The organism is Streptomyces sp. NPDC101227 (genome assembly GCF_044767545.1).
Lineage (GTDB): Bacteria > Actinomycetota > Actinomycetes > Streptomycetales > Streptomycetaceae > Streptomyces.
Map to the genome: position 1 here is coordinate 29,755 of NZ_JBIWOD010000018.1, position 19,484 is coordinate 49,238.

The window sequence follows — 19,484 nt, forward strand, 5'->3', positions numbered from 1 at the left end:
GAATTGATCGGCCGGCCCCGTGCCGCTCAGCGCCTGCCGCTCAGTGCTGGTGCAGCCCCCGCCCCGCGAGCGTCAGAAAGGCCTCGCCGACCGCCTCCGACAGCGTCGGGTGCGCATGGATGTGCCGGGCCACATCGGACGGTTCGGCGTCCCAGCCCACGATCAGCTGGCTCTCCGCGATCATCTCCGAGACATGCGGACCGACCAGATGGACGCCGAGTACCACCCCGGTCGCCTCGCCGCCCGCCCCGTCCGCCGCCGCGATGACCTTCACCATGCCGCCCTGCCCGTGCACCATGCCCTTCGCGGTCGCCGTCAGCGGCATGGTGTTCACCTGGACCGGCAGCTCCCGAGCGCGGGCCTCCGCCTCGGTCAGGCCGACCGACGCGGTCTGGGGCGAGGAGTACGTCACCCGGGGGACGGCCGCGTAGTCCACCGGGGGCGACGGGATGCCCGCCAGCGTCTCGGCGACCAGCAGCCCCTCCGCGAACGAGGCGTGCGCGAGCCCCAGTGACGGCGGCGGCAGCAGATCGCCGACCACATGGATGCCCGGTACGGCGGTCTCCAGCCGCGACCAGTCGGCGGGTACGACATGGCCCCGCTCGTCCGTCGACAGCCCGGCCGCCGTCAGGTCCAGCCCGTCCGTCACCGGGGTCCGCCCCACGGCGACCAGCAACCGCTCCGCCTCCAGGACGACTTCCTCCCCCTTGGGGGTGCGCACCGTGGCCCGCACCCCGTCCTCCAGCAGCCGCGCGCCGGACAGCGTGGAACCCGTACGGACCGTGATGCCGCGCTTCTTCAGCCCGCGGACGAGATGCCGGCTCACGTCCGCGTCCTCCAGGGGCAGCAGCCGGTCCGCGGCCTCCACCAGGGTGACGTCGGCGCCCATCGAGCGGTGCAGCGACGCGTACTCGACGCCGATCGCGCCGCCTCCCAGGACCAGTACGGACGCCGGCAGCCCCGGGGCGAACAGCGCATCGTCGCTGGTGACGACCCGCCGGCCATCGGGCGTGAGCCCCGGCAGCAGCCGCGGCCGGGAGCCCGTCGCCAGGACGATGCCGCGCCGTGCCGTGAACTCCCCGGCGCCCTCGATCCGGACCGTACGCGGCCCGGTCAGCCGCGCCGTGCCGCGCAGCACCCGCACCCCGGCGCGCGCCAAGTGCCCGGCCACTCCCTGGTGGTTACGGTTGACGATGTCGTCCCGGGTCGCCACCAGGGCGGGCCAGTCCAGGGAGTCCACGGTGGCCTTCACCCCCCACCGCTCCCGCGCCTCCGCGATGCCGTCCACCAGCTCCGCCGCGTGCAGCATCGCCTTGCTGGGGATGCAGCCGCGGTGCAGACAGGTGCCGCCGATCAGATCGCGTTCGGCCAGCACCACCCGCAGGCCCAGGGACGCGGCGCGCAGGGCGGTGCCGTAGCCGCCGGTGCCGCCGCCGATGACGATGACGTCGGCCGTGTCCGAGGCCTCCGCCATGCGCTCACTCATGCCGTCACTTCTGTGCTCGCTCATGGGGCAAGACTCCGCCCACCTGCGGCAATGAGTCCAAGGCAATGTTTCTATGGGAGCGATGAGCCGTGTGCATACGGCGTGGGGTGCGCCTCGGGGAGGGGACGGAACATGAGCCTGCGGCAGATGGAATACCTGGTGGCGGTCGTCGAGGAGGAGTCCTTCACCCGTGCCGCCGAGGCGCTGCACGTCACCCAGTCCGCGCTCTCGCACCAGATCAAGGCCCTCGAACGGGAGGCGGGTGGCGCCCTGTTGGAGCGGATGACCCGCGGCGTGCGGCTGACCGCGATGGGGCGCGCCTACTTCCCGCACGCCGAACTCGCGGTCCGCAGCGCCCGGCAGGCCCGCCGCGCGGCGCTGGCGGCGGCCGGCGCGGAGAGCGGCGAACTGCATCTGGCGACGGTGCACGCACAGGCCATCGGCGTGCTGCCCCCGGTGTGCGCCCGCTGGGGCCGAGAGCACCCCGGCGTGCGCCTGGTCCTCCACGAATACGCCACCACCGAGGAGCTCTACGACCAGATGGCGCGCGGCGTCGCCGATGTGGCGGTCGGGCCGCGCCCCAAGGACTGGCCGGGACCGGTCACCGCCGTCGGGCAGGAGGACATGGTGCTGGTCGTGCCGCGCGGCGACCCGCTCGTCGCCCGGCAGCCCGTACGCCTCGCCGACCTGGCGGACCGGCCGTGGGTGCGGTGCAGTCTGGAGCCGGTCGTCGACGGGCGGCGGTGGCTGGATCTGGAATGCGAGCGGGCCGGCTTCACACCCCGTACCGCCGTCCGTACGCAGCACACGTCGACCGCCGTGCGGATGGCGGCGGCCGGCGTCGGGGTGCTCCTGACGGCGGCCCATGAACTCACCGGCCTCGACTGCGCCGCGGTCCCCACCGACCCGCCCTGGCGCCGGGAGATCACGGTCTTCTCACGCGTCGAACTTTCCGGCGCCGCCGCGAAGTTCACCGACCTGCTCCGGACCTCCCTCGCGTCCTGAGGAGGCACGTCACTCCGCCACGAACAGCGCCACCGGCGACACCTCCAGCAGCTCGCTCAGCCCCACGGCCGTGCCCCCGGCCACCACCCGGCCGCTCAGCAGCTCGCGCCAGGGACCGCCGGGCGGCAGCCGCAGCGCGGTGTCCCACCAGCCGCCCGTCTCCACCAGGCGCAGCGAGAGCCGGGTCACGGCCGTCACCACCCGGCCGCCGCGGCCGAAGGCCACGCAGTGCTCGGCGGCCGGCCCCTCCGCGCGCAGCGGTTCGTACCCGGCGGTGGCGTCGAACCACTCGGGGTGCGCGCGCCGCAGCCGCAGCGCGGCGGCCGTCAACCGGAGCTTCTCGGCGGACAGATCGCCCGGCGCGGCCCCGCCGTCCAGCTCGGCGAGCAGCTCGGGCCGGAAGGTGGCGGGCCGCCGGTTGTCCGGGTCGACCAGCGCCGCGTACTCCCGCTCGGTGCCCTGGTAGAGGTCGGGCACGCCCGGCATGGTCAGGTGCAGCAGCGTCGTGCCGAGCACATTCGCGCGGATGAACGGGGCGAGTTCGTCGTCCAGCGCGGCAAGGGGGCCGGCTGGCGGCCCGCACGGCCCGCTGCGGACGAACTCCCCCACCGCCTCCTCGTACTCGGGGTTCCGCTCCGTCCACGAGGTGCGCAGCCCGGCCTCCCGTACGGCCTTGAGGACCGCGGGCGTCACCCGGTCGGCGGGCACCGGGCCACCGGCGGACGGCCCGCCCAGCCCGAACACCGTCTGCCAGGCCGGCCAGGACACCATCGGATCCACCGGGCCGCCCGCCATGAGGGATCCGTCCCCGCCGCCGGCCACCTGGCCCAGCACGTCGCGCCACCGGTCCGGGCACTCCGACAGCACCGCGATCCGCGCCCGGACATCGGCGCTGCGCTTGGTGTCGTGGGTGGAGAGCGCCGTCCCGGTGGCGGGCCAGTCGCGCTGCATCCGGACGCAGAAGTCGTGGAACGCCTGGGGGCCGAGCGCGGGTGTTCCGGGGTCGCCGCCGACCTCGCAGGCCGACAGCAGCACGGGGTAGCGGTAGAAGGCGGTGTCCTCGACGGACTTGGCGTGCAGCGCGGAGGCGGTCTGGGCGAAGCGGGCGGCGAAGTCGGCCGGGTCGGTGACGTCGGTCGAGCCGTCGGACGCGGGGCCGTCCTGGCGGGACAGGTCCCCGTACCGTCCCAGTGCCAGATCGTGGATCAGATCCACCGCCAGCGCCTCCTCGGGCACCGGGAACGCGGCCCGCGCCCGCGCCGCGGCCTCGCCCAGCATCGCCGCGTCCTGCCCGGCGCGGCCGGGGTCCGCGGCGTAGGGGCGGTAGACCGGCAGCCGCACCAGCAGCTCGGTGATCGCCTGGCGCAGCGCCCACGGCGCATGGTCGCCCGGCCGCGGCGCCCGCGCGCTGATCCGTACCGCCGTCCGCACCAGCCGTTCCACCTCCGCGGCCAGATCGTGCGTGACCACCTCGTACGCGGCCCGGCGCACCGTCTCCTCCCAGTCGCCGCCCTCGTCGGCCAGCGGCGTGACGAAGTCCCGGTAGTGGGAGAAGAGGCGGCCGGAGCCCTGCGGGCAGACGAACAGCGCGTCGATGTGCCGCAGCGCGTCATAGCCCGTGGTGCCCGCGCAGGCCCAGCCGTCCGGCAGCCGCTCGTCGCCGGTGAGGATCTTCTCGACGACCGTCCAGCGGCCCCCGGTGGCCGCACGCAGCCGGGCCAGATAGCCTCCGGGGTCCACCAGGCCGTCGGGATGGTCGACGCGCAGCCCGTCGATGACGCCCTCGCGGATCAGCCGCAGCAGCGTGCCGTGCGTCGCGTCGAAGACCTCGGGGTCCTCGACCCGCACCCCGATCAGCTCCGAAATGGTGAAGAAACGCCGGTAGTTGAGCTCGCTGCGGGCCAGCCGCCACCAGGCGAGGCGGTACCACTGGGCCTCCAGGAGGCGTTCCAGAGGCAGGTCCTGCGTACCGGGGCGCAGCGGGAAGGCGTGCTCGTGATAGCGCAGTACCTCGCCGTCGACCCGCAGATGCCGCAGCTCCTCGCCCAGCCGCCCGCCGAGCACCGGCAGCAGCACCCGGCCGCCGTGCGCGCCGTCCCAGTCGATGTCGAACCACCGGGCGTACGGGGACGCCGGGCCGTCCCGCAGCACCTCCCACAGCGGCCTGTTCAGCGAGGCCGGGGCAGGCAGCGCCATGTGGTTCGGCACGATGTCGACGACCAGCCCCAGGCCGTGCGACCGGGCCGTTGACGCCAGCGCCCGCAGCCCCTCCTCGCCGCCCAGCTCGGCCCGTACCGCCGTGTGGTCGACCACGTCGTACCCGTGCGTGGACCGCGGCACCGCCTCCAGGACGGGGGAGAGGTGCAGATGGGAGACGCCGAGCGCGGCCAGCTGGGGCACCGCCCGCTCGGCGGCCGCGAAGGGGAAGTCCGGCTGGAGCTGCAGCCGGTAGGTGGCGGTCGGCGACGGTCTCGAAGGCTGCGTCATGGGAACACCCGTACCCCATTGACGGCTTGTTGTGTCACCAATCCGGGGTATCCGCTCACGCTCACCACATTGGCGTTTCCTCCGAGCCGACGGGCCCCAGCGCCGTGTCCCTTCGTACGTCCGGTGTGTACGGTGCGGCGCCCCGCCCCGGGTAGCGTCACCCGATGAACGTCGCAACCGCCACCTACCGCCAGGTGATCGCCCTGGGCGGGCCGCTGCTGCCCGTCGCCTCCTTCCTCGGCAGGCTCCCCACCGCCATGTGCCAGCTCGGCAGCCTGCTGCTGGTGGCGAGGACCAGCGGCTCGCTCACCACCGCGGGCCTGGTGGGCGGTGCGCTCGCGGCGGGGCAGACCGTCGCCGGGCCGCTGATCGGCCGCCTCGCCGACCGGCGCGGGCAGCGCCCCGTCGTACTGGCCGCCTGCTGGCTCAACGCGCTCGCCGTGACGGCCCTGGTGGTGGCCTCGCTCGCGCGGATCGCGACGCCACCGCTGGCCGTGATCGGGCTGCTGGCCGGGGCCACCGTGCCGCAGATCGGGCCGCTGGCCCGTACTCGCCTGGTGGCCCTCGCCCATCGCGCGGGGGCCGACGACCGGATGGTCAACGCCGCGCTGTCCTTCGAAGGGACCCTGGACGAGGTCTCGTTCGTGCTCGGCCCGGCGCTGGTCGGGCTGGCCGCCACCCTCGCCCATCCCGCCGTCGCGCTCGCGCTGGCCGCGGTGCTGCTCGCCGTCTGCGGCTCGGCTTTCGCGCTGCACCGCACGGCCACCGTGGTGCGGCCCGCCGCGGGCCCCGCCGCCCGCCCGGCCCGTACCCGGCTGCCCCGCGGCGTGTACGGCATGCGGGCCTCCATGGCGCTGCAGGGCGCCATGTTCGGCGCCTGCCAGGCCGGCATCACCGCGCTCACCGAACGGCTCCACCAGCCCGCGCAGGCCGGACTCGTCTACGCCGCGATGGGCGTGATGAGCGCGGTGGCGGGCCTGTCGCTGGCGCTGCTGCCGGACCGGTTCGGGCTGCTGAGCCGGTGGCGGGCGGCCGGCGCCGCGCTGATCGTGCTGTCGGCGCCGCTGCTGTTCGTCCAGACGCTGTGGGCGCTCTATCTGGTCGTCGTGGTCCTCGGCGTGGCCTTCGCCCCGCATCTGATCACCGTCTTCGGCCTCACCGAACGGGCCGTGCCCGCCACCCGGCTGGCCGAGTCGATGGCCTTCCTCACCAGCGCCGTGGTCGGCGGGCAGGCCCTGGCGCTGGCCGTTTCCGGGCGGCTCGCCGACGCGCACGGGCCGTTCGCCGCCTTCGCGGTGGCCGTCGGGGCCGCGGTGCTGATCCTCGCCGTGGCGATGACGGCCCGGGTGACCACCGGTGCCCGCCGGGTCATGTCGGCCGCTGCAGCACCAGCAGACTCCGCCCCGTCAGCACCAGCCGATCACCGGCCTTGACCTTGGCGCCCCGGCCGTCCGCCGCCGCCCGCGGCCGGTCGGTGTCCACCACCACCTGCCACTGCCGCCCGTGGTGCACCGGAACCGTGAACTCCTTCTCCTGCTCGTGCGCGTTGAACATCAGCAGAAAGGAGTCGTCCGAGACCGGCTCGCCCCGCGGGCCCGGCTCCGAGATGGAGCTGCCGTTCAGGAAGACCGTCAGCGCCTTGGCGTGGACGGACTGCCAGTCGCCCGTCCCCATCTCCTCACCCTCGGCCGTGAACCACGCGATGTCGGACAGCTCGTCATGCGTCCCCTCGACCGGCTGCCCCTGGAAGAACCGCCGCCGCCGGAACACGGGGTGATTGCGCCGCAGCCACACCATCTGCCGGACGAAGGCCAGCAGATCCCGCTCCTCGTCGGGCGTCGGCTCCGCCGCCTCGCCGTTGTTTGGCGCCGGCTCCTGCGCCTCGCCCTCATCCGGCTCGCCGGCCTCGCCCGCCTTGGTGCCGCCCTCCGGCCAGCGCACCCACGACAGCTCGTTGTCCTGGCAGTACGCATTGTTGTTGCCGCCCTGGCTGCGCCCGAACTCGTCCCCGTGACTGAGCATCGGCACGCCTTGCGACAGCATCAGCGTCGCGAGGAAATTGCGCATCTGCCGGGCCCGCAGCCGGCGCACCGAGGGGTCGTCGGTCGGTCCTTCCACCCCGCAGTTCCAGGACCGGTTGAAGCGTTCGCCGTCCTGGTTGTCCTCGCCGTTGTCGTCGTTGTGCTTGTCGTTGTACGCGACCAGATCGTGCAGCGTGAAGCCGTCGTGGCAGGTCACGAAGTTCACCGAGGCCAGCGGCCGGCGCCCGTCGCCCTGATAGAGATCCGACGAGCCCGTCAGCCGGGACGCGAACTCCGCCAGCGTGCGCGGCTCCCCCCGCCACAGATCGCGCACCGTGTCGCGGTACTTGCCGTTCCACTCGGTCCACAGTGGCGGGAAGTTCCCCACCTGATAGCCGCCCTCGCCCAGGTCCCACGGCTCCGCGATCAGCTTCACCCGGCTGACCACCGGGTCCTGGTGCACCAGATCGAAGAACGACGACAGCCGGTCCACCTCGTGGAACTGCCGGGCCAGCGTCGCCGCCAGATCGAACCGGAAGCCGTCCACGTGCATCTCCTGCACCCAGTAGCGCAGCGAGTCCATCACCAGCTGCAGCACCTGCGGGGAGCGCATCAGCAGGGAGTTCCCGGTCCCGGTGGTGTCCATGTAGTACCGCTTGTCGTCCGTCAGGCGGTAGTACGAGGCGTTGTCCAGCCCACGGAACGACAGCGTCGGGCCCAGGTGATTGCCCTCCGCCGTGTGGTTGTAGACCACATCGAGGATCACCTCGATCCCGGCCCGGTGCAGCGCCCGCACCGCCGTCTTGAACTCCAGCACCTGCTGCCCGCGGTCCCCCCAGGACGCGTACGCGTTGTGCGGGGCGAAGAACCCGATGGTGTTGTAGCCCCAGTAGTTCGCCAGCCCCGCGTCCACCAGCCGGTGGTCCTGCACGAACTGATGCACCGGCATCAGCTCCAGGGCGGTGACCCCCAGCTTCGTCAGATGGTCGATGACCGCCGGATGCGCCAGCGCCGCATAGGTGCCGCGCAGCTCGTCCGGGAGCTCCGGGTGCAGCATCGTCAGGCCCTTCACATGGGCCTCGTAGAGCACCGTCTCGTGATAGGCGGTGCGCGGCGGGCGGTCGTCGCCCCAGTCGAAGTAGGGATTGACCACCACCGACGCCATGCTGTGCGGCGCCGAGTCCATGTCATTGCGCGCCTCAGGCCGGCCGAAGTGGTAGCCGTAGACCGCCTCACTCCAGTCGATCCGGCCGCTCATCGCGCGCGCGTACGGGTCCATCAGGAGCTTCGCGGAGTTGCAGCGGTGGCCGCGCCCCGGCTCGTACGGGCCGTGCACCCGGAAGCCGTAACGCTGCCCCGGCATCACCCCCGGAAGGTAGGCGTGGCGCACGAAGGCATCGCTCTCGCGCAGCTCGACGGCGGTCTCCGAACCGTCGTCGTGCAGCAGACACAGCTCGATGCGTCTCGCGGCTTCGGAGAACACCGCGAAGTTGGTGCCCGCCCCGTCGTAGGTGGCACCCAGCGGATACATCTGTCCCGGCCAGACCTGCATGCGTAGACTCTTCCACCTTCTCGTCGGGGGCTGCGGCGACTCCACGACACGCGTCCGCGGACCGAAGTGAAATCCTTCCCCAACATGATCCATGGACGGCGAATTTCGCCTTATCTTCGCTGAAATGTGGGCAATCGGTCGCGATGTCGGATGGTCGTACCAAGGCTTCAGGGTTCGGGGGCGTGCGGGCCTCCGGGGCGATGCGTCCGCGGCGCCCCGGCACGCGGGTCAACGGCCGGCCGCCGAAACACCCCATCGCGTGGGCCGGCAACGGCCCCGCCCGGCTCCCTGCGACGTCACGGCTATGAATCCGCTCACTCCCCTTCCGTGTACCGGGGGCAACGTGCCCTGTGAAACAGGGGAGTTGGCAGCGGAGTCGATCCATCCTGCTGCACCGCCCCCCGCGCCGCAGTAGTCTGCCTTGATCGTTGGCACGGGGGTTCGGAAGGCGGTGGCAGGTGAGCGGCGGGCTGGAGTTGCCCCCTGGTGACGAGGGTCACGAGGGTCATGAGGGCGGCTCCGTCGACGCACCGCCCGGTGCGGTGTCCCTGGCACGACCGCTGGAGATCGGGGCGGAGCTGGACTGGGGCGCCGACGCCTGGAGCGAGGTGCGCACCCGCGCCCGCCGGGCCGGACGCGCCTACATCTGGCTGAATCTGGTCGAGCAACGGCTGCGGGCCGTGGTGGCGGCCGTACTGCGCCCCATCTACGAGCCGGTGCACGGCGACGAATGGGTGATCGCCGCGGCCGGGCCCGCCGGGCAGGAATGGGTGCAGCGCGCGGTCGCGGTCCGCGAGGTCAGCCGACGCAAGGGCTATCTCCTGGACCCCGCCGACGACAACATCGTCAGCTTTCTGACCCTGCCCCAGCTGCGCGAGCTGATGGTGCAGCACTGGCCCTGCTTCGAGCCGTACTTCGACGACCGCCGCGAGGTCGAGCTGGCCCTCGACGAGCTGGAGGTCGCCCGCAACATCGTCTCCCGCAACCGCGCGCTGTCCCAGACCGTGCTCGCCCAGGCGGAGCGGGCCTCCGCCCGGCTGCTCGACATATTGGGCTCCGGCGTCGGCACCCGGATCTCCGGCCGGCTGCCCATCGACGCCGTGGAGGACCTCGTCGGCGACCGCTACGCCGACGTCATCGGCGTCCACCCGGACCGGGTGCGCCTCCAGCGCCAGCTCCCCGCCGAGGACCTCTTCGGCGACGCCCGCCGTCTGGACGCGGTAGGCATAGGGCTGAACCTCCTCGTCCAGAACTACTCCGGCCGCCGCCTGGTCCGCCTCGCCGAGTCCGGTTGCCGTATCCGCCTGCTCTTCCTCAACCCCGCGAGCAGCGCGGTCCGCCGCCGGGAGCGCGAAATCGGCCTGAAGAAGGGCGAGATGAGCCGCTCCATCGAAATGAACATCCTCCATATGCGGCGGGTACGGGCCCGGCTGCGCGACCCGGGTGCCTTCGAGATCCAGGTCTTCGACGAGACCCCGCGCTTCACGGCGTATCTGGTCGACGGCGACGGCCCGGACGGCCTGGCGGTGGTGCAGAGCTACCTCCGCAAGAGCCGGGGGATGGAGTCGCCGGTACTGGTGCTGCGCGGCGGCGGCCGCGACATCGTCCGGGCGGACGGCCGGGACGGGCGCGACGGCGAGCACGGTCTCTTCGAGACCTACCGCGAGGAGTTCGAGAGCGTGTGGGCGGACTCGCGGCCGGTGTCGTGAGGCGTCGCCCTACGGGCTCCCCGTGATCCCGCCGTCCACCCGCAGCTCGATCCCGTTGACGTAATCGGCGAGCGGGCTGGCCAGATAGGCGACCGCGGCCGCGATGTCCTCCGGACGGCCCGGTCGCCCCGGCCGCTCGCCCGCCGACCCGTCGATGCGTTCCTCGTCCGTGACGATGATCCCCGGGCTCACGCAGTTCGCGGTGACCCCGGTCCCGGCCAGGTGGTGCGCCAGGCTCGTGGTCATGTTCACCACCGCTGCCCTGGCCGCGGAGTAGGTGACCGTATCGTGCGGCGGAGTCCGCTGGGCCCGGCTGCCGATCGTGATCACCCGGCCCCAGCCGTGCTGGCGCAACGAGGGCAGCAGGGTCTGGGTGACCCGTACCGTCGGCAGGACGTTCCCCTCGAAGGCGGCCCGCCAGTCGGCAGGCCCGGAGGTCTCCCAGTCGTGTTCGGCGAACGGACCGGCACTGTTGACCAGGATGCGGGCCCCGAAGTCGCGTGCGGTGACCGCGACCTGCTCGGCGACGCCCGGTTCCGTCAGATCGCCGAGCACCACTTCCGCGCGCACCCCGTGCGCCGCGACCTGCTCGGCGACCGCAGCGGCGGCGGCCGCGTCCCGCCCGTGGACGAGGACGTCACAGCCCTCGCCCGCCAGTGTTTCGGCGATCGCCGCGCCGATCCCCGCACTGCTACCCGTCACCAGCGCGCCGTGTCCTGCCAGCCGTAGGTCCATGCGGTCAGCGTAGGGGCGGGGGGCGGGTGAGGGGGCCTGCCGCGGCGGGCGGCCGGGGGATTGTCAGTGGTGCGTGGGAGAGTGAATCGGCAACGGGGGATGTACCACCGAAGGAGGGGCCGCCGCATGAGCGAGCGTAGCGAGAGAGCCGATGAGAGGCGCGCGCCGAGCCAGTGCGAGGCCGGGCGAAGCGAGGTTTCGGCATGAGTTGGCATCAGGAGTTGTTGGTCGGCTTCGACCTGGAGACCACGGGCACGGACGTCGAGCGGGACCGCATCGTCACCGCCGCACTGATCCGCCTGGAGGGGGACGGCCGGGCGGCCGGAAAGCAGTCCTGGCTGCTCGACCCGGGCGTTCCGATTCCCGACGAGGCCGCGGCGATTCATGGCATTTCGACCGCATATGTCCGAGAGCATGGCCGCGCGCCAGCCCTCGCGATAGAGGAAATCACCGAGGCGCTGGCCGAGGCCCTGCGCGCGGACATCCCGCTGGTGGTGATGAACGCGCGATACGACCTCTCGCTGCTGGACCGCGAGTGCCGGCGGCACGGCGTACGGACGCTGACGGACCGCCTCGGACAGGCCCCCGCACCGGTCATCGACCCCCTGGTGCTGGACAAGCACGTGGACCGCTACCGCAAGGGCAAGCGCGCGCTGCAGGCGCTCTGCGGGCACTACGGCGTGCGGCTGGACGGCGCCCATGAGGCGGGCGCCGACGCGGCGGCCGCGGCCGGCGTGGCCCGGCGCATCGGGGAGAAGTACCCGGCCGTCGCCATCCCGTCGCCGCGTGCCCTGCACGCCCTCCAGGAGGAGGCCGCGGCCGCACAAGCCGCCTCGTTCCAGGCGTACTTGCGGCGCTCCGGCGACCCCCGGGCGATAGTCGAACCGGCCTGGCCGCTGATTCCCTATCAGGCATGAGGGGTATCGGGACGGCTTCGGCCGGTCTTCAGCGAGCCCCTGTGCGGGTCTTCCGTGGGCTCCCGAGCGGCTTCTCAGCGGCCGAGCGGCTCTTCGGAATCCTCAGTCAGGATCCTCAGAAGGGATACCACCGCACCGTCGCGTCCTTCTCGCGAAGCGACGCGATCCGGCGACGGAATTCCTTGAGTGCCGCAGGGTTGCCGGGCGCGTGCTGGGAGACCCAGGCGCAGCTCGCCGTCTCCCGCGCCCCGCGCAGCACGGCGCAGCCCGCCCAGTCCCGTACGTCCCAGCCGTAGACCGCCACAAAGGTGTCGTAGGCCTCCGCGGCCAGCCCGTAGCGGTCCCTGCTGAGCGCCATCACCACCAGATCGTGTTCGCGCAGATCGGAGGAGAAGGTTTCCAGGTCGACCAGCACCGGTCCGTCGGGCCCGACATGGACGTTACGGGGCAGCGCATCGCCATGGATGGGGCCGCGGCCCAGATGCGGCTCCAGTGCCGACGCGGCCGCCCCGAACGCATCGCGCCGCCCGCGCAGATACTCCGCGTCCTGCGCCGATACGGCATCGCCCGCCAGCCGCAGCCAGCGCTCGACGCCGCCGAGGAGTTCCCGGCGGGGGAGGGCGAACGGCGGTTCCGCGAGCGCATGGACCACCTTCAGCAGCTCGGCGAGATCGCCCGGCCCGGCGGGCCGGGTGGCCTCCGGGAGCCGCTGCCAGTACGTCACGGGATGCCCGTCGACCAGGGAGGCCGACGGCTCGGCGGCCCGTACGGCCGGCACGCCCGCCGCCTCCAGCCACTGGGCCACGCCCAGTTCCCGCTCGGCGCGCTCCAGGAGTTCGGCGCTGCGGCCCACCCGCACGACCGGCCCGCGCTCACCGAGGGCGAAGACGGCGTTCTCGCCGAGCGAGAGCAGTCGGGCGTCCGCCGCCGCGTCGGGGTACCCGGCCGCGGCCAGCACGTCCCGGGCACGCGCCTCCGTGAAGGCGCCGGGGCTCGGTTCGGTCATCGTGGTGCCTCCTGCGATGCGTGATCGCGACCAGTGTCGCAGGTCGCGAAAACGCCCCGGACGGGGAGATCCCTCAAGGAATCCGGCCGGGAGCTTGACTGCGGTGCCCGGCGTCACGACGATGACGGCGCCGGCTACGGGGGAGAGGTGGCGTGCGATGACGGCAGTGCCGACGGTGGGAACACGGCGCGGGGAGCCCCTGCCATGACCCTCGCCACCGCGCCGCAGCGGTCCACCGAAGCGCCCCCGAGCCGCGCCGCCGGGCTCCGGCGCGACCACGGCGTCTGGTTCCTCGTACTGCCCGCGCTGATCCCGATCCTGGTGCTGAGCGTCGGCCCCCTGCTCTACGGCATCGGGCTGGCCTTCACCGACGCCCAGTCGGGCCGCACGCAGGCCACCGGTTTCGTAGGGTCGCTGAACTTCACCGATCTCTTCCAGGACACCCTCTTCTGGGACTCCTTCCGGATCGGTCTGGTGTGGGCCCTGGGGGTCACCGTCCCGCAGTTCCTCCTCGCCCTGGGCCTCGCCCTGCTGCTCAATGTGAACCTGCGGCTGCGCTGGCTGGCACGGGCGCTGGCGATCATCCCGTGGGCGATGCCGGAGGTCGTCGTCGGCATCATGTGGCGGCTGGTCTACCACCCCGACGCCGGCGTCCTGAACGAGACGCTGCGCCATCTCGGCCTGGCCGGATCCGGCGGCGGCCGGGACTGGCTGAGTGGCCTGGCCACCGCCCTGCCCGCGGTCATCGTCGTCGGAGTCTGGGCGGGAATGCCCCAGACGGCCGTCTCTCTGCTCGCCGGTCTGCAGAACGTCCCCAAGGAGCTGCACGAGGCGGCGGCCATGGACGGCGCGGGCGCCTGGCGCCGCTTCCGTACGGTCACCTGGCCCGCCATCAAGCCCGTCGCGCTCGCCATCACCGCCCTCAACTTCATCTGGAACTTCAATTCCTTCGCCCTGGTCTTCGTCCTGACCGACGGCGGCCCCGGTGGCCGGACGCGGCTGCCGATGCTCTTCGCCTACGAAGAGGCCTTCCGCTACGGGCAGTTCGGATACGCCGCCGCCATGGGCCTGGCGATGGTCGCGGTGATCTCGGTGCTGCTGGCCGTCTATCTGGCCGGCCGGCTGAAGGGGGCCGACGACAAGTGAGCCGAGTGAGCCGACTGCACCGTACGACCCGGCGCCCGACCGCCAAGCGCACCGCCACCCGCACCGGCCAGTACGCCGCGCTCCTGTGCTACCTGGCCTTCCTCGCGTTCCCCTTCCTCTGGCTGATATCCACCGCCTTCAAGCCACCGCGCGAACTGGGCAGCATCCACCCCACCTGGATTCCCGACGCCCCCACCCTCGACAACTTCCGGCAGGCCTTCGAGCAGCAGCCGCTGCTGGCGGCGGCGGGCAACAGCCTGCTGGCCGCGGCGGCCTCCGCGGTGATCGCGATCGTGCTGGCGACCCCGATGGCGTACGTCCTGGCCCGCTACCGCAACCGCCTCGCCCGGGCGGCCACCGGCTGGGTCGTCGTCAGCCAGGCATTTCCGCTGGTCCTGGTGATCATCCCGCTGTTCCTGATCCTCAAGACCCTGCACCTGGTCGACTCCCGGATCGGCCTGGTCATGGTCTATGTGGTGTGGTCGCTGCCGTTCGCCCTGTGGATGCTGACCGGCTATGTCCGCGCCGTACCACCGGAGTTGGAGGAGGCCGCCGCGGTCGACGGCGCGGGCCGGATACGTACCCTCGTCTCGGTCACCGCGCCGCTCCTCGCGCCCGGCATCGTCGCCACCGCGCTGTTCGCCTTCATCACCGCCTGGAACGAGTTCTTCTTCGCCCTGGTCCTGCTCAAGTCTCCCGAGAAACAGACGCTGCCGGTCGTGCTGACCCATTTCATCGGGACGGAGGGCGTCGCCGACCTCGGCCCGCTCGCCGCCGCCGCGCTGCTCGCCACCCTTCCGAGCCTGCTCCTGTTCGCCGTCATCCAGCGGCGGATCACGGGCGGGATGCTGGCCGGGGCGGTGAAGAGCTGATGCGCGAAGAGCCGATGCGCGAAGGGCCGATGCGCGAAGTGTCGCCGTCTGACGGGAACGAAGCGACCGCACCGGCCCGGTTCCCCCGTCGGGGGCTGCTCGCGGCCGCCGCCGCGCTGCCCGCCGCGGCCCTGTTGCCCGGCTGCTCCGCCGGGCCCCGCCGTGCGACCGGCGGCAAGGTCACCCTGCGCTTCCAGTCGCTGGCCTGGCAACAGGACTCCCTCAAGATCAACAAGCAACTGGTCGCCGAGTGGAACCGCCGGCACCCCCATGTCCAGGTGCGCTACATCCAGGGCGCCTGGGCCACCGTCCACGACCAGCTGCTCACCTCCTTCGAGGGCGGCGAGGCGCCGGACATCATCCATGACGCCACCGACGATCTCGCCGACTTCGCCTACGGCGGCGATCTCGCCGACCTCACCTCCCTGCTGCCGCCCCGCCTCAAGGCGGACATCCCGCGGCAGAGCTGGGAGACCGGCACGTTCGACGGCCGGGTCTACGGCGTCCCGTTCCTCCAGGAACCCCGGGTGCTGATCGCCAACCGCAGGAAGCTGAGCCACTCCGGAGTCCGGATCCCCACCCCGGAACACCCCTGGACCTGGGAGGAGTTCGCGGACGCGGCACAGCGGCTCACCCACGGCGGCAACTACGGCGTCGCCTGGCCGCTGAAGGAACCGGTCTCCGCCACGCTCAACCTCGCCCTGTCCACGGGCGGCCGGATCTTCCACCGCCGCCCCGACGGCAAGGTGGAGGTCCGCTTCGACGCCGTCGACCAGGCGGTGCCCCGCGCCATCCACGACCAGGTCAACGTCGCGCGCACGGCCTCCCGTTCCACCTTGGGCATGGGTGGCGCCGACACCCTGCCGGGCTTCTTCGCCGGGCGCTATGCCATGGTCCCGCTCGGGTTCTCCTACCGTCAGCAGATCGTCCAGCAGGCCCCCAAGGGCTTCGACTGGACGGTACTGCCGGCCCCCAAGGGCACCGCCCTGGACCAGGGCGTGAGCCCGCAGACCCTGTCGGTGGCGCAGGACTGCCCGTACAAGGAGGAGGCGATGGCTTTCATCGACTTCCTTCTGCGCCCGCGGAACATGGTCCGGCTGGCCCTGGGCGACTGGATGCTGCCGACCGGCCGGCAGGCCCTGAAGGACCCGGCCCTGCGGGTGGCCAAGTACGACTGGGCCACCGGCACCGCTCTGGCCGGCGCCCTGCGCTCGGCGCCGGCCCAGTCCGTACGCGGCTACCCGGAGTGGAAGGACAAGGTCGCCGCCCCCGGTCTGCAGGACTACTACAGCGGTGCGATCGATCTGGATGCCTTGCGCCAACGTCTCGTCGACGAGGGCAACTTGGTGCTGGCGCGCTACCAGAGGTGAGCCCTTGGGGCGGAGGCGCGCGCCAGGCGGCGGCTCCGCCCGCCGACGCGCCCTCTATTACGCCTCCATTGCGCGTACGTAAAGGGAGTTGAGTCGCGCTCCGTCAACTACGCAACTTCTTTTGCCCGATTCTGTGAACTTTCGTATTTATTTAAGGCTGTTGCCTATCTCACACGGCCGGGCGGGCCTTGAATTGGTCCCGTCAATCCGACAGGGTTTCGAGCCAGCCCGACGCAGATCTTCCGGTCTCTCCGGGCTATTGCGCAACGCTTTCCCCCCACACCACGAACGAGGAGAACCCTCGCAATGGCTCACAAGCGTTCCAGCAAGAAGCGGCTCATCACGGCGATAACCGCTGCAGTTGCCGCCACTGGTATCGCCACGATCACCGCGGTCACCGCCGGTGCTTCGCCCGCCCCCGCCGAGGGCAAGATCTACGGTGCCCAGGCCAAGGGTGCCGTGAACGGCAGCTACATCGTCATGCTGAAGAAGTCGGTCCGTACGACCGCGAGCGGCGACCTCGCCGCAAAGTACGGCGGCAAGATCAAGCGGAGCTACTCCTCCGTCGACGGATTCTCGACGACCGGTCTGAACGAGGAGGAGGCCAAGCGCCTCGCCGCCGACCCGGCCGTCGACAAGGTCGTACAGAACAAGAAGTTCCACATCGACGCCACCCAGGACAACCCGCCGTCATGGGGACTGGACCGCATCGACCAGGCCGACACCCAGGGCGACAAGAAGTACAACTACCCCGACAGCGCGGGTGAGGGCGTCACCGCCTACGTCATCGACACCGGTGTCCACATCAGCCACAAGGACTTCGGCGGTCGCGCCTCGTACGGCTTCAACGCCATCGACAACAGTGACAAGGCCGAGGACGACAACGGCCACGGCACCCATGTCTCGGGCACCATCGCCGGTGAGGCGCACGGCGTCGCCAAGAAGGCCAAGATCGTGGGCGTCAAGGTCCTGGACGGCCAGGGCTCCGGCACCACCGAGCAGGTCGTCGCGGGCATCGACTGGGTCACCAAGAACCACAAGGGCCCCTCGGTCGCCAACATGTCGCTCGGCGGCGGCGCGGACGAGGCGCTCGACGCGGCCGTCAAGAAGGCCATCGACTCCGGCGTCACCTTCGCCGTCGCGGCGGGCAACGAGTCCACCGACGCGGGCCAGGGCTCCCCGGCGCGCGTGAAGGAGGCCATCACGGTCGCCTCCAGCACCAACAAGGACGAGCAGTCCGACTTCTCCAACTACGGCAGCGTGGTGGACCTTTACGCTCCCGGTTCCGACATCACCTCGGACTGGAACAACAGCGACGACGCCACCAAGACGATCTCCGGCACGTCCATGGCGACCCCGCACGTCGTCGGTGCGGCCGCGGTCTACCTGGCCGGCCACAAGGACGCCAAGCCCGCGGACGTGGAGAAGGCCCTGACGGCCGGCGCCACCCCCGACAAGATCAGCAACCCGGGTGACGGCACGCCCAACAAGCTCCTGAAGATCGTCGAGTAACCAACACCCTGCACCGTCCGCCGGCCGTCGCGCCCGCCCCCACTGGGCGCGACGGCCGGCGGTTTTCTGTGTTCCCGAGCCGGCGCCCGGCTCCATCGGAACCGGGCGCCGGGTGTCAGCAGCCGAGCGGCAGGAATCCCGGGGAGATGGATCTGATCCCGATGGATCTGATCCGTTCGGGAATCCTCTACTGCCCGGGGACGAACGCGCGCTCAGCTGGCGGCAGCGCCGAACCACTTCGGCAGCCGGCCGACCAGACCCTGCTGATCTTCACCGACCCACGCCACGTGGCCGTCCGGCCGCAGCAGCACCGCCGGCACATCCAGCTCCTCGCTGACGTCGACGACGTGGTCGACCCGATCCCCCCAGCCCGCCACGGAAAGCCGGCCGGTCTGGTCGAGCAGCAGCCCGCGGCCGCCGCGCATCAGCTCGTAGAGGCGCCCCTGCTTCAGCTCCACGTCCCGCATCCGCCGGCCGAGCAGTTCATGCCCCTCGCCGAAGTCGTAGCGGACCCCGACCGCGGTGATCATCTCGGTCACGTACCGGTTGACCTCCTCGAAGTCCATCAGCTTCGAGAACAGTTCCCGCAGCGCGGTCGCACCCGGATCGGTCCCCAGCAGCGTGATCTGCGCGCGGGTGTTGTCCAGCACGCGGGCGCCCACGGGGTGCCGTTCGGTGTGGTAGCTGTCGAGGAGCCCCTCCGGCGCCCAGCCCTTGACCGCGGCGGCCAGCTTCCAGCCGAGGTTGAACGCGTCCTGCACACCGAGGTTGAGCCCCTGCCCACCGGTCGGCGGGTGGATGTGCGCCGCGTCGCCGGCCAGCAGGACCCGGCCGACCCGGTAGCGCTCGGCCTGCCGGGTGGCATCGCCGAACCGGGACAGCCAGCGCGGCGAGTGCACGCCGAAGTCGGTGCCCGCGACGGCCCGCAGCTGCCGCTGGAACTCCTCGAGGGTCGGCGCGGTCGCACGGTCCTCGGCCACGCCATCGGCGGGCACGATGACGCGGTACGTCCCGTCCCCGCTCGGGACGAAGCCGAACCGCAGCTGCGTCTTCTGGACTTCCTTGACGACGGCGGCAACCGTCTCCGGGTCCTCGCTCGCCTCCATGGTGCCCAGCAGCGTCTCGACCGTGGCGGGCGTGCCGGGGAAATCCACGCCGAGCTGCTTGCGCACCGTGCTGCGGCCGCCGTCACACCCGACGAGGTAGCGCGCGCGCAGGTCCGCGCCGGCCGCCAGCTCGACGGTCACCCCGTCCTCGTCCTGGTGCAGCCCGACCACTTCGCAGCCGCGCCGTATCTCGGTGCCGAGTTCGAGGGCTCGCTCGTTGAGCAGCCGCTCGGTGACCGGCTGCGGGGTGGCGACGCCGAACGGGTGCGCGGTGTCCAACCGTTCCGGCCACGGCTTCATGACGCCGCCGAAGAGACCGCCGACGCTGAACTTCTCACTGACCGCGAGGAACCGGTCCAGCAGGCCGCGCTGATCCATCATCTCGACGCTGCGCGTGTGCAGGCCCTGTCCGCGGGTCTGCTCTGTCGGCTCGGCCAGCTTCTCCAGCACGACCACGTGCACACCGTGCAGCCGCAACTCGGAGGCCAGCATCAAGCCGGTCGGCCCACCGCCGGCAATGATCACGTCGATCAACACAATCCCCATTTACTTCCGCAGTT

General features: G+C 71.8%; 14 protein-coding genes. 8 read left to right on the forward strand and 6 right to left on the reverse strand.

The features are described from left to right. Positions 1–40: 40 nt before the first annotated feature. Positions 41–1,486, reverse strand: a complete 1,446-nt coding sequence (lpdA, locus tag ACIRPT_RS32225) for a dihydrolipoyl dehydrogenase (RefSeq protein ID WP_403833552.1) — start codon at positions 1,484–1,486, stop codon at positions 41–43. A gap of 132 nt (positions 1,487–1,618) precedes the next feature. On the opposite strand from lpdA, the gene ACIRPT_RS32230 reads away from it, so the two are divergent. Then, entirely contained in the window at positions 1,619–2,491 is an 873-nt protein-coding gene (locus ACIRPT_RS32230; RefSeq protein WP_403833554.1) for a LysR family transcriptional regulator, read from the forward strand. A gap of 9 nt (positions 2,492–2,500) precedes the next feature. On the opposite strand, the gene treY is transcribed toward ACIRPT_RS32230, so the two are convergent. Next, complete coding sequence (treY, locus tag ACIRPT_RS32235) at positions 2,501–4,978, reverse strand: malto-oligosyltrehalose synthase (protein ID WP_403833556.1); 2,478 nt, start codon at positions 4,976–4,978, stop codon at positions 2,501–2,503. 164 nt (positions 4,979–5,142) lie between these two features. Here treY and ACIRPT_RS32240 point away from each other — a divergent pair, with 164 nt between their 5' ends. Continuing rightward, entirely contained in the window at positions 5,143–6,411 is a 1,269-nt protein-coding gene (locus ACIRPT_RS32240; RefSeq protein ID WP_403833559.1) for an MFS transporter, read from the forward strand. Here ACIRPT_RS32240 and glgX read toward each other — a convergent pair. After that, positions 6,347–8,551 carry a glycogen debranching protein GlgX gene (gene glgX / locus ACIRPT_RS32245; RefSeq protein WP_403833561.1) on the reverse strand — a complete coding sequence of 735 codons (2,205 nt, stop codon included), beginning with the start codon at positions 8,549–8,551 and terminating at the stop codon, positions 6,347–6,349. The two genes, ACIRPT_RS32240 and glgX, sit on opposite strands and share 65 nt — an antisense overlap. A gap of 458 nt (positions 8,552–9,009) precedes the next feature. Here glgX and ACIRPT_RS32250 point away from each other — a divergent pair, with 458 nt between their 5' ends. Next, the gene (locus ACIRPT_RS32250) at positions 9,010–10,260 is read left to right on the forward strand and encodes an SAV2148 family HEPN domain-containing protein (RefSeq protein ID WP_403508479.1); all 1,251 of its coding nucleotides are present in this window, start codon (positions 9,010–9,012) and stop codon (positions 10,258–10,260) included. Positions 10,261–10,269: 9 nt separating this feature from the next. Here ACIRPT_RS32250 and ACIRPT_RS32255 read toward each other — a convergent pair whose 3' ends face one another. Continuing rightward, positions 10,270–10,995 carry an SDR family NAD(P)-dependent oxidoreductase gene (locus ACIRPT_RS32255; protein ID WP_403833564.1) on the reverse strand — a complete coding sequence of 242 codons (726 nt, stop codon included), beginning with the start codon at positions 10,993–10,995 and terminating at the stop codon, positions 10,270–10,272. A gap of 203 nt (positions 10,996–11,198) precedes the next feature. Here ACIRPT_RS32255 and ACIRPT_RS32260 point away from each other — a divergent pair, with 203 nt between their 5' ends. Next, complete coding sequence (locus ACIRPT_RS32260) at positions 11,199–11,912, forward strand: exonuclease domain-containing protein (RefSeq protein WP_403833567.1); 714 nt, start codon at positions 11,199–11,201, stop codon at positions 11,910–11,912. Between the two features lie 115 nt (positions 11,913–12,027). On the opposite strand, the gene ACIRPT_RS32265 is transcribed toward ACIRPT_RS32260, so the two are convergent. Further along, a complete protein-coding gene (locus tag ACIRPT_RS32265) occupies positions 12,028–12,918 on the reverse strand; it encodes an aminoglycoside phosphotransferase family protein (protein ID WP_403833570.1) in 891 nt (296 codons plus the stop codon). Between the two features lie 204 nt (positions 12,919–13,122). Here ACIRPT_RS32265 and ACIRPT_RS32270 point away from each other — a divergent pair, with 204 nt between their 5' ends. The 4 genes from ACIRPT_RS32270 (at position 13,123) to ACIRPT_RS32285 (ending at position 17,818) form a co-directional block, all read left to right on the forward strand. Further along, entirely contained in the window at positions 13,123–14,064 is a 942-nt protein-coding gene (locus ACIRPT_RS32270; RefSeq protein ID WP_403833571.1) for a carbohydrate ABC transporter permease, read from the forward strand. Positions 14,065–14,069: 5 nt separating this feature from the next. Then, positions 14,070–14,936, forward strand: a complete 867-nt coding sequence (locus ACIRPT_RS32275; RefSeq protein WP_403833855.1) for a carbohydrate ABC transporter permease — start codon at positions 14,070–14,072, stop codon at positions 14,934–14,936. Positions 14,937–14,965: 29 nt separating this feature from the next. Then, positions 14,966–16,306, forward strand: coding sequence for an ABC transporter substrate-binding protein (locus ACIRPT_RS32280; RefSeq protein ID WP_403833858.1), 1,341 nt, complete (start codon positions 14,966–14,968; stop codon positions 16,304–16,306). Positions 16,307–16,612: 306 nt separating this feature from the next. Next, positions 16,613–17,818 (forward strand): S8 family peptidase, encoded by a 1,206-nt coding sequence (locus tag ACIRPT_RS32285; RefSeq protein WP_403833573.1) that lies wholly within the window; start codon positions 16,613–16,615, stop codon positions 17,816–17,818. A gap of 212 nt (positions 17,819–18,030) precedes the next feature. Here ACIRPT_RS32285 and rox read toward each other — a convergent pair whose 3' ends face one another. Continuing rightward, positions 18,031–19,458, reverse strand: a complete 1,428-nt coding sequence (gene rox, locus ACIRPT_RS32290) for a rifampin monooxygenase (RefSeq protein ID WP_403833860.1) — start codon at positions 19,456–19,458, stop codon at positions 18,031–18,033. Positions 19,459–19,484 lie beyond the last annotated feature (26 nt).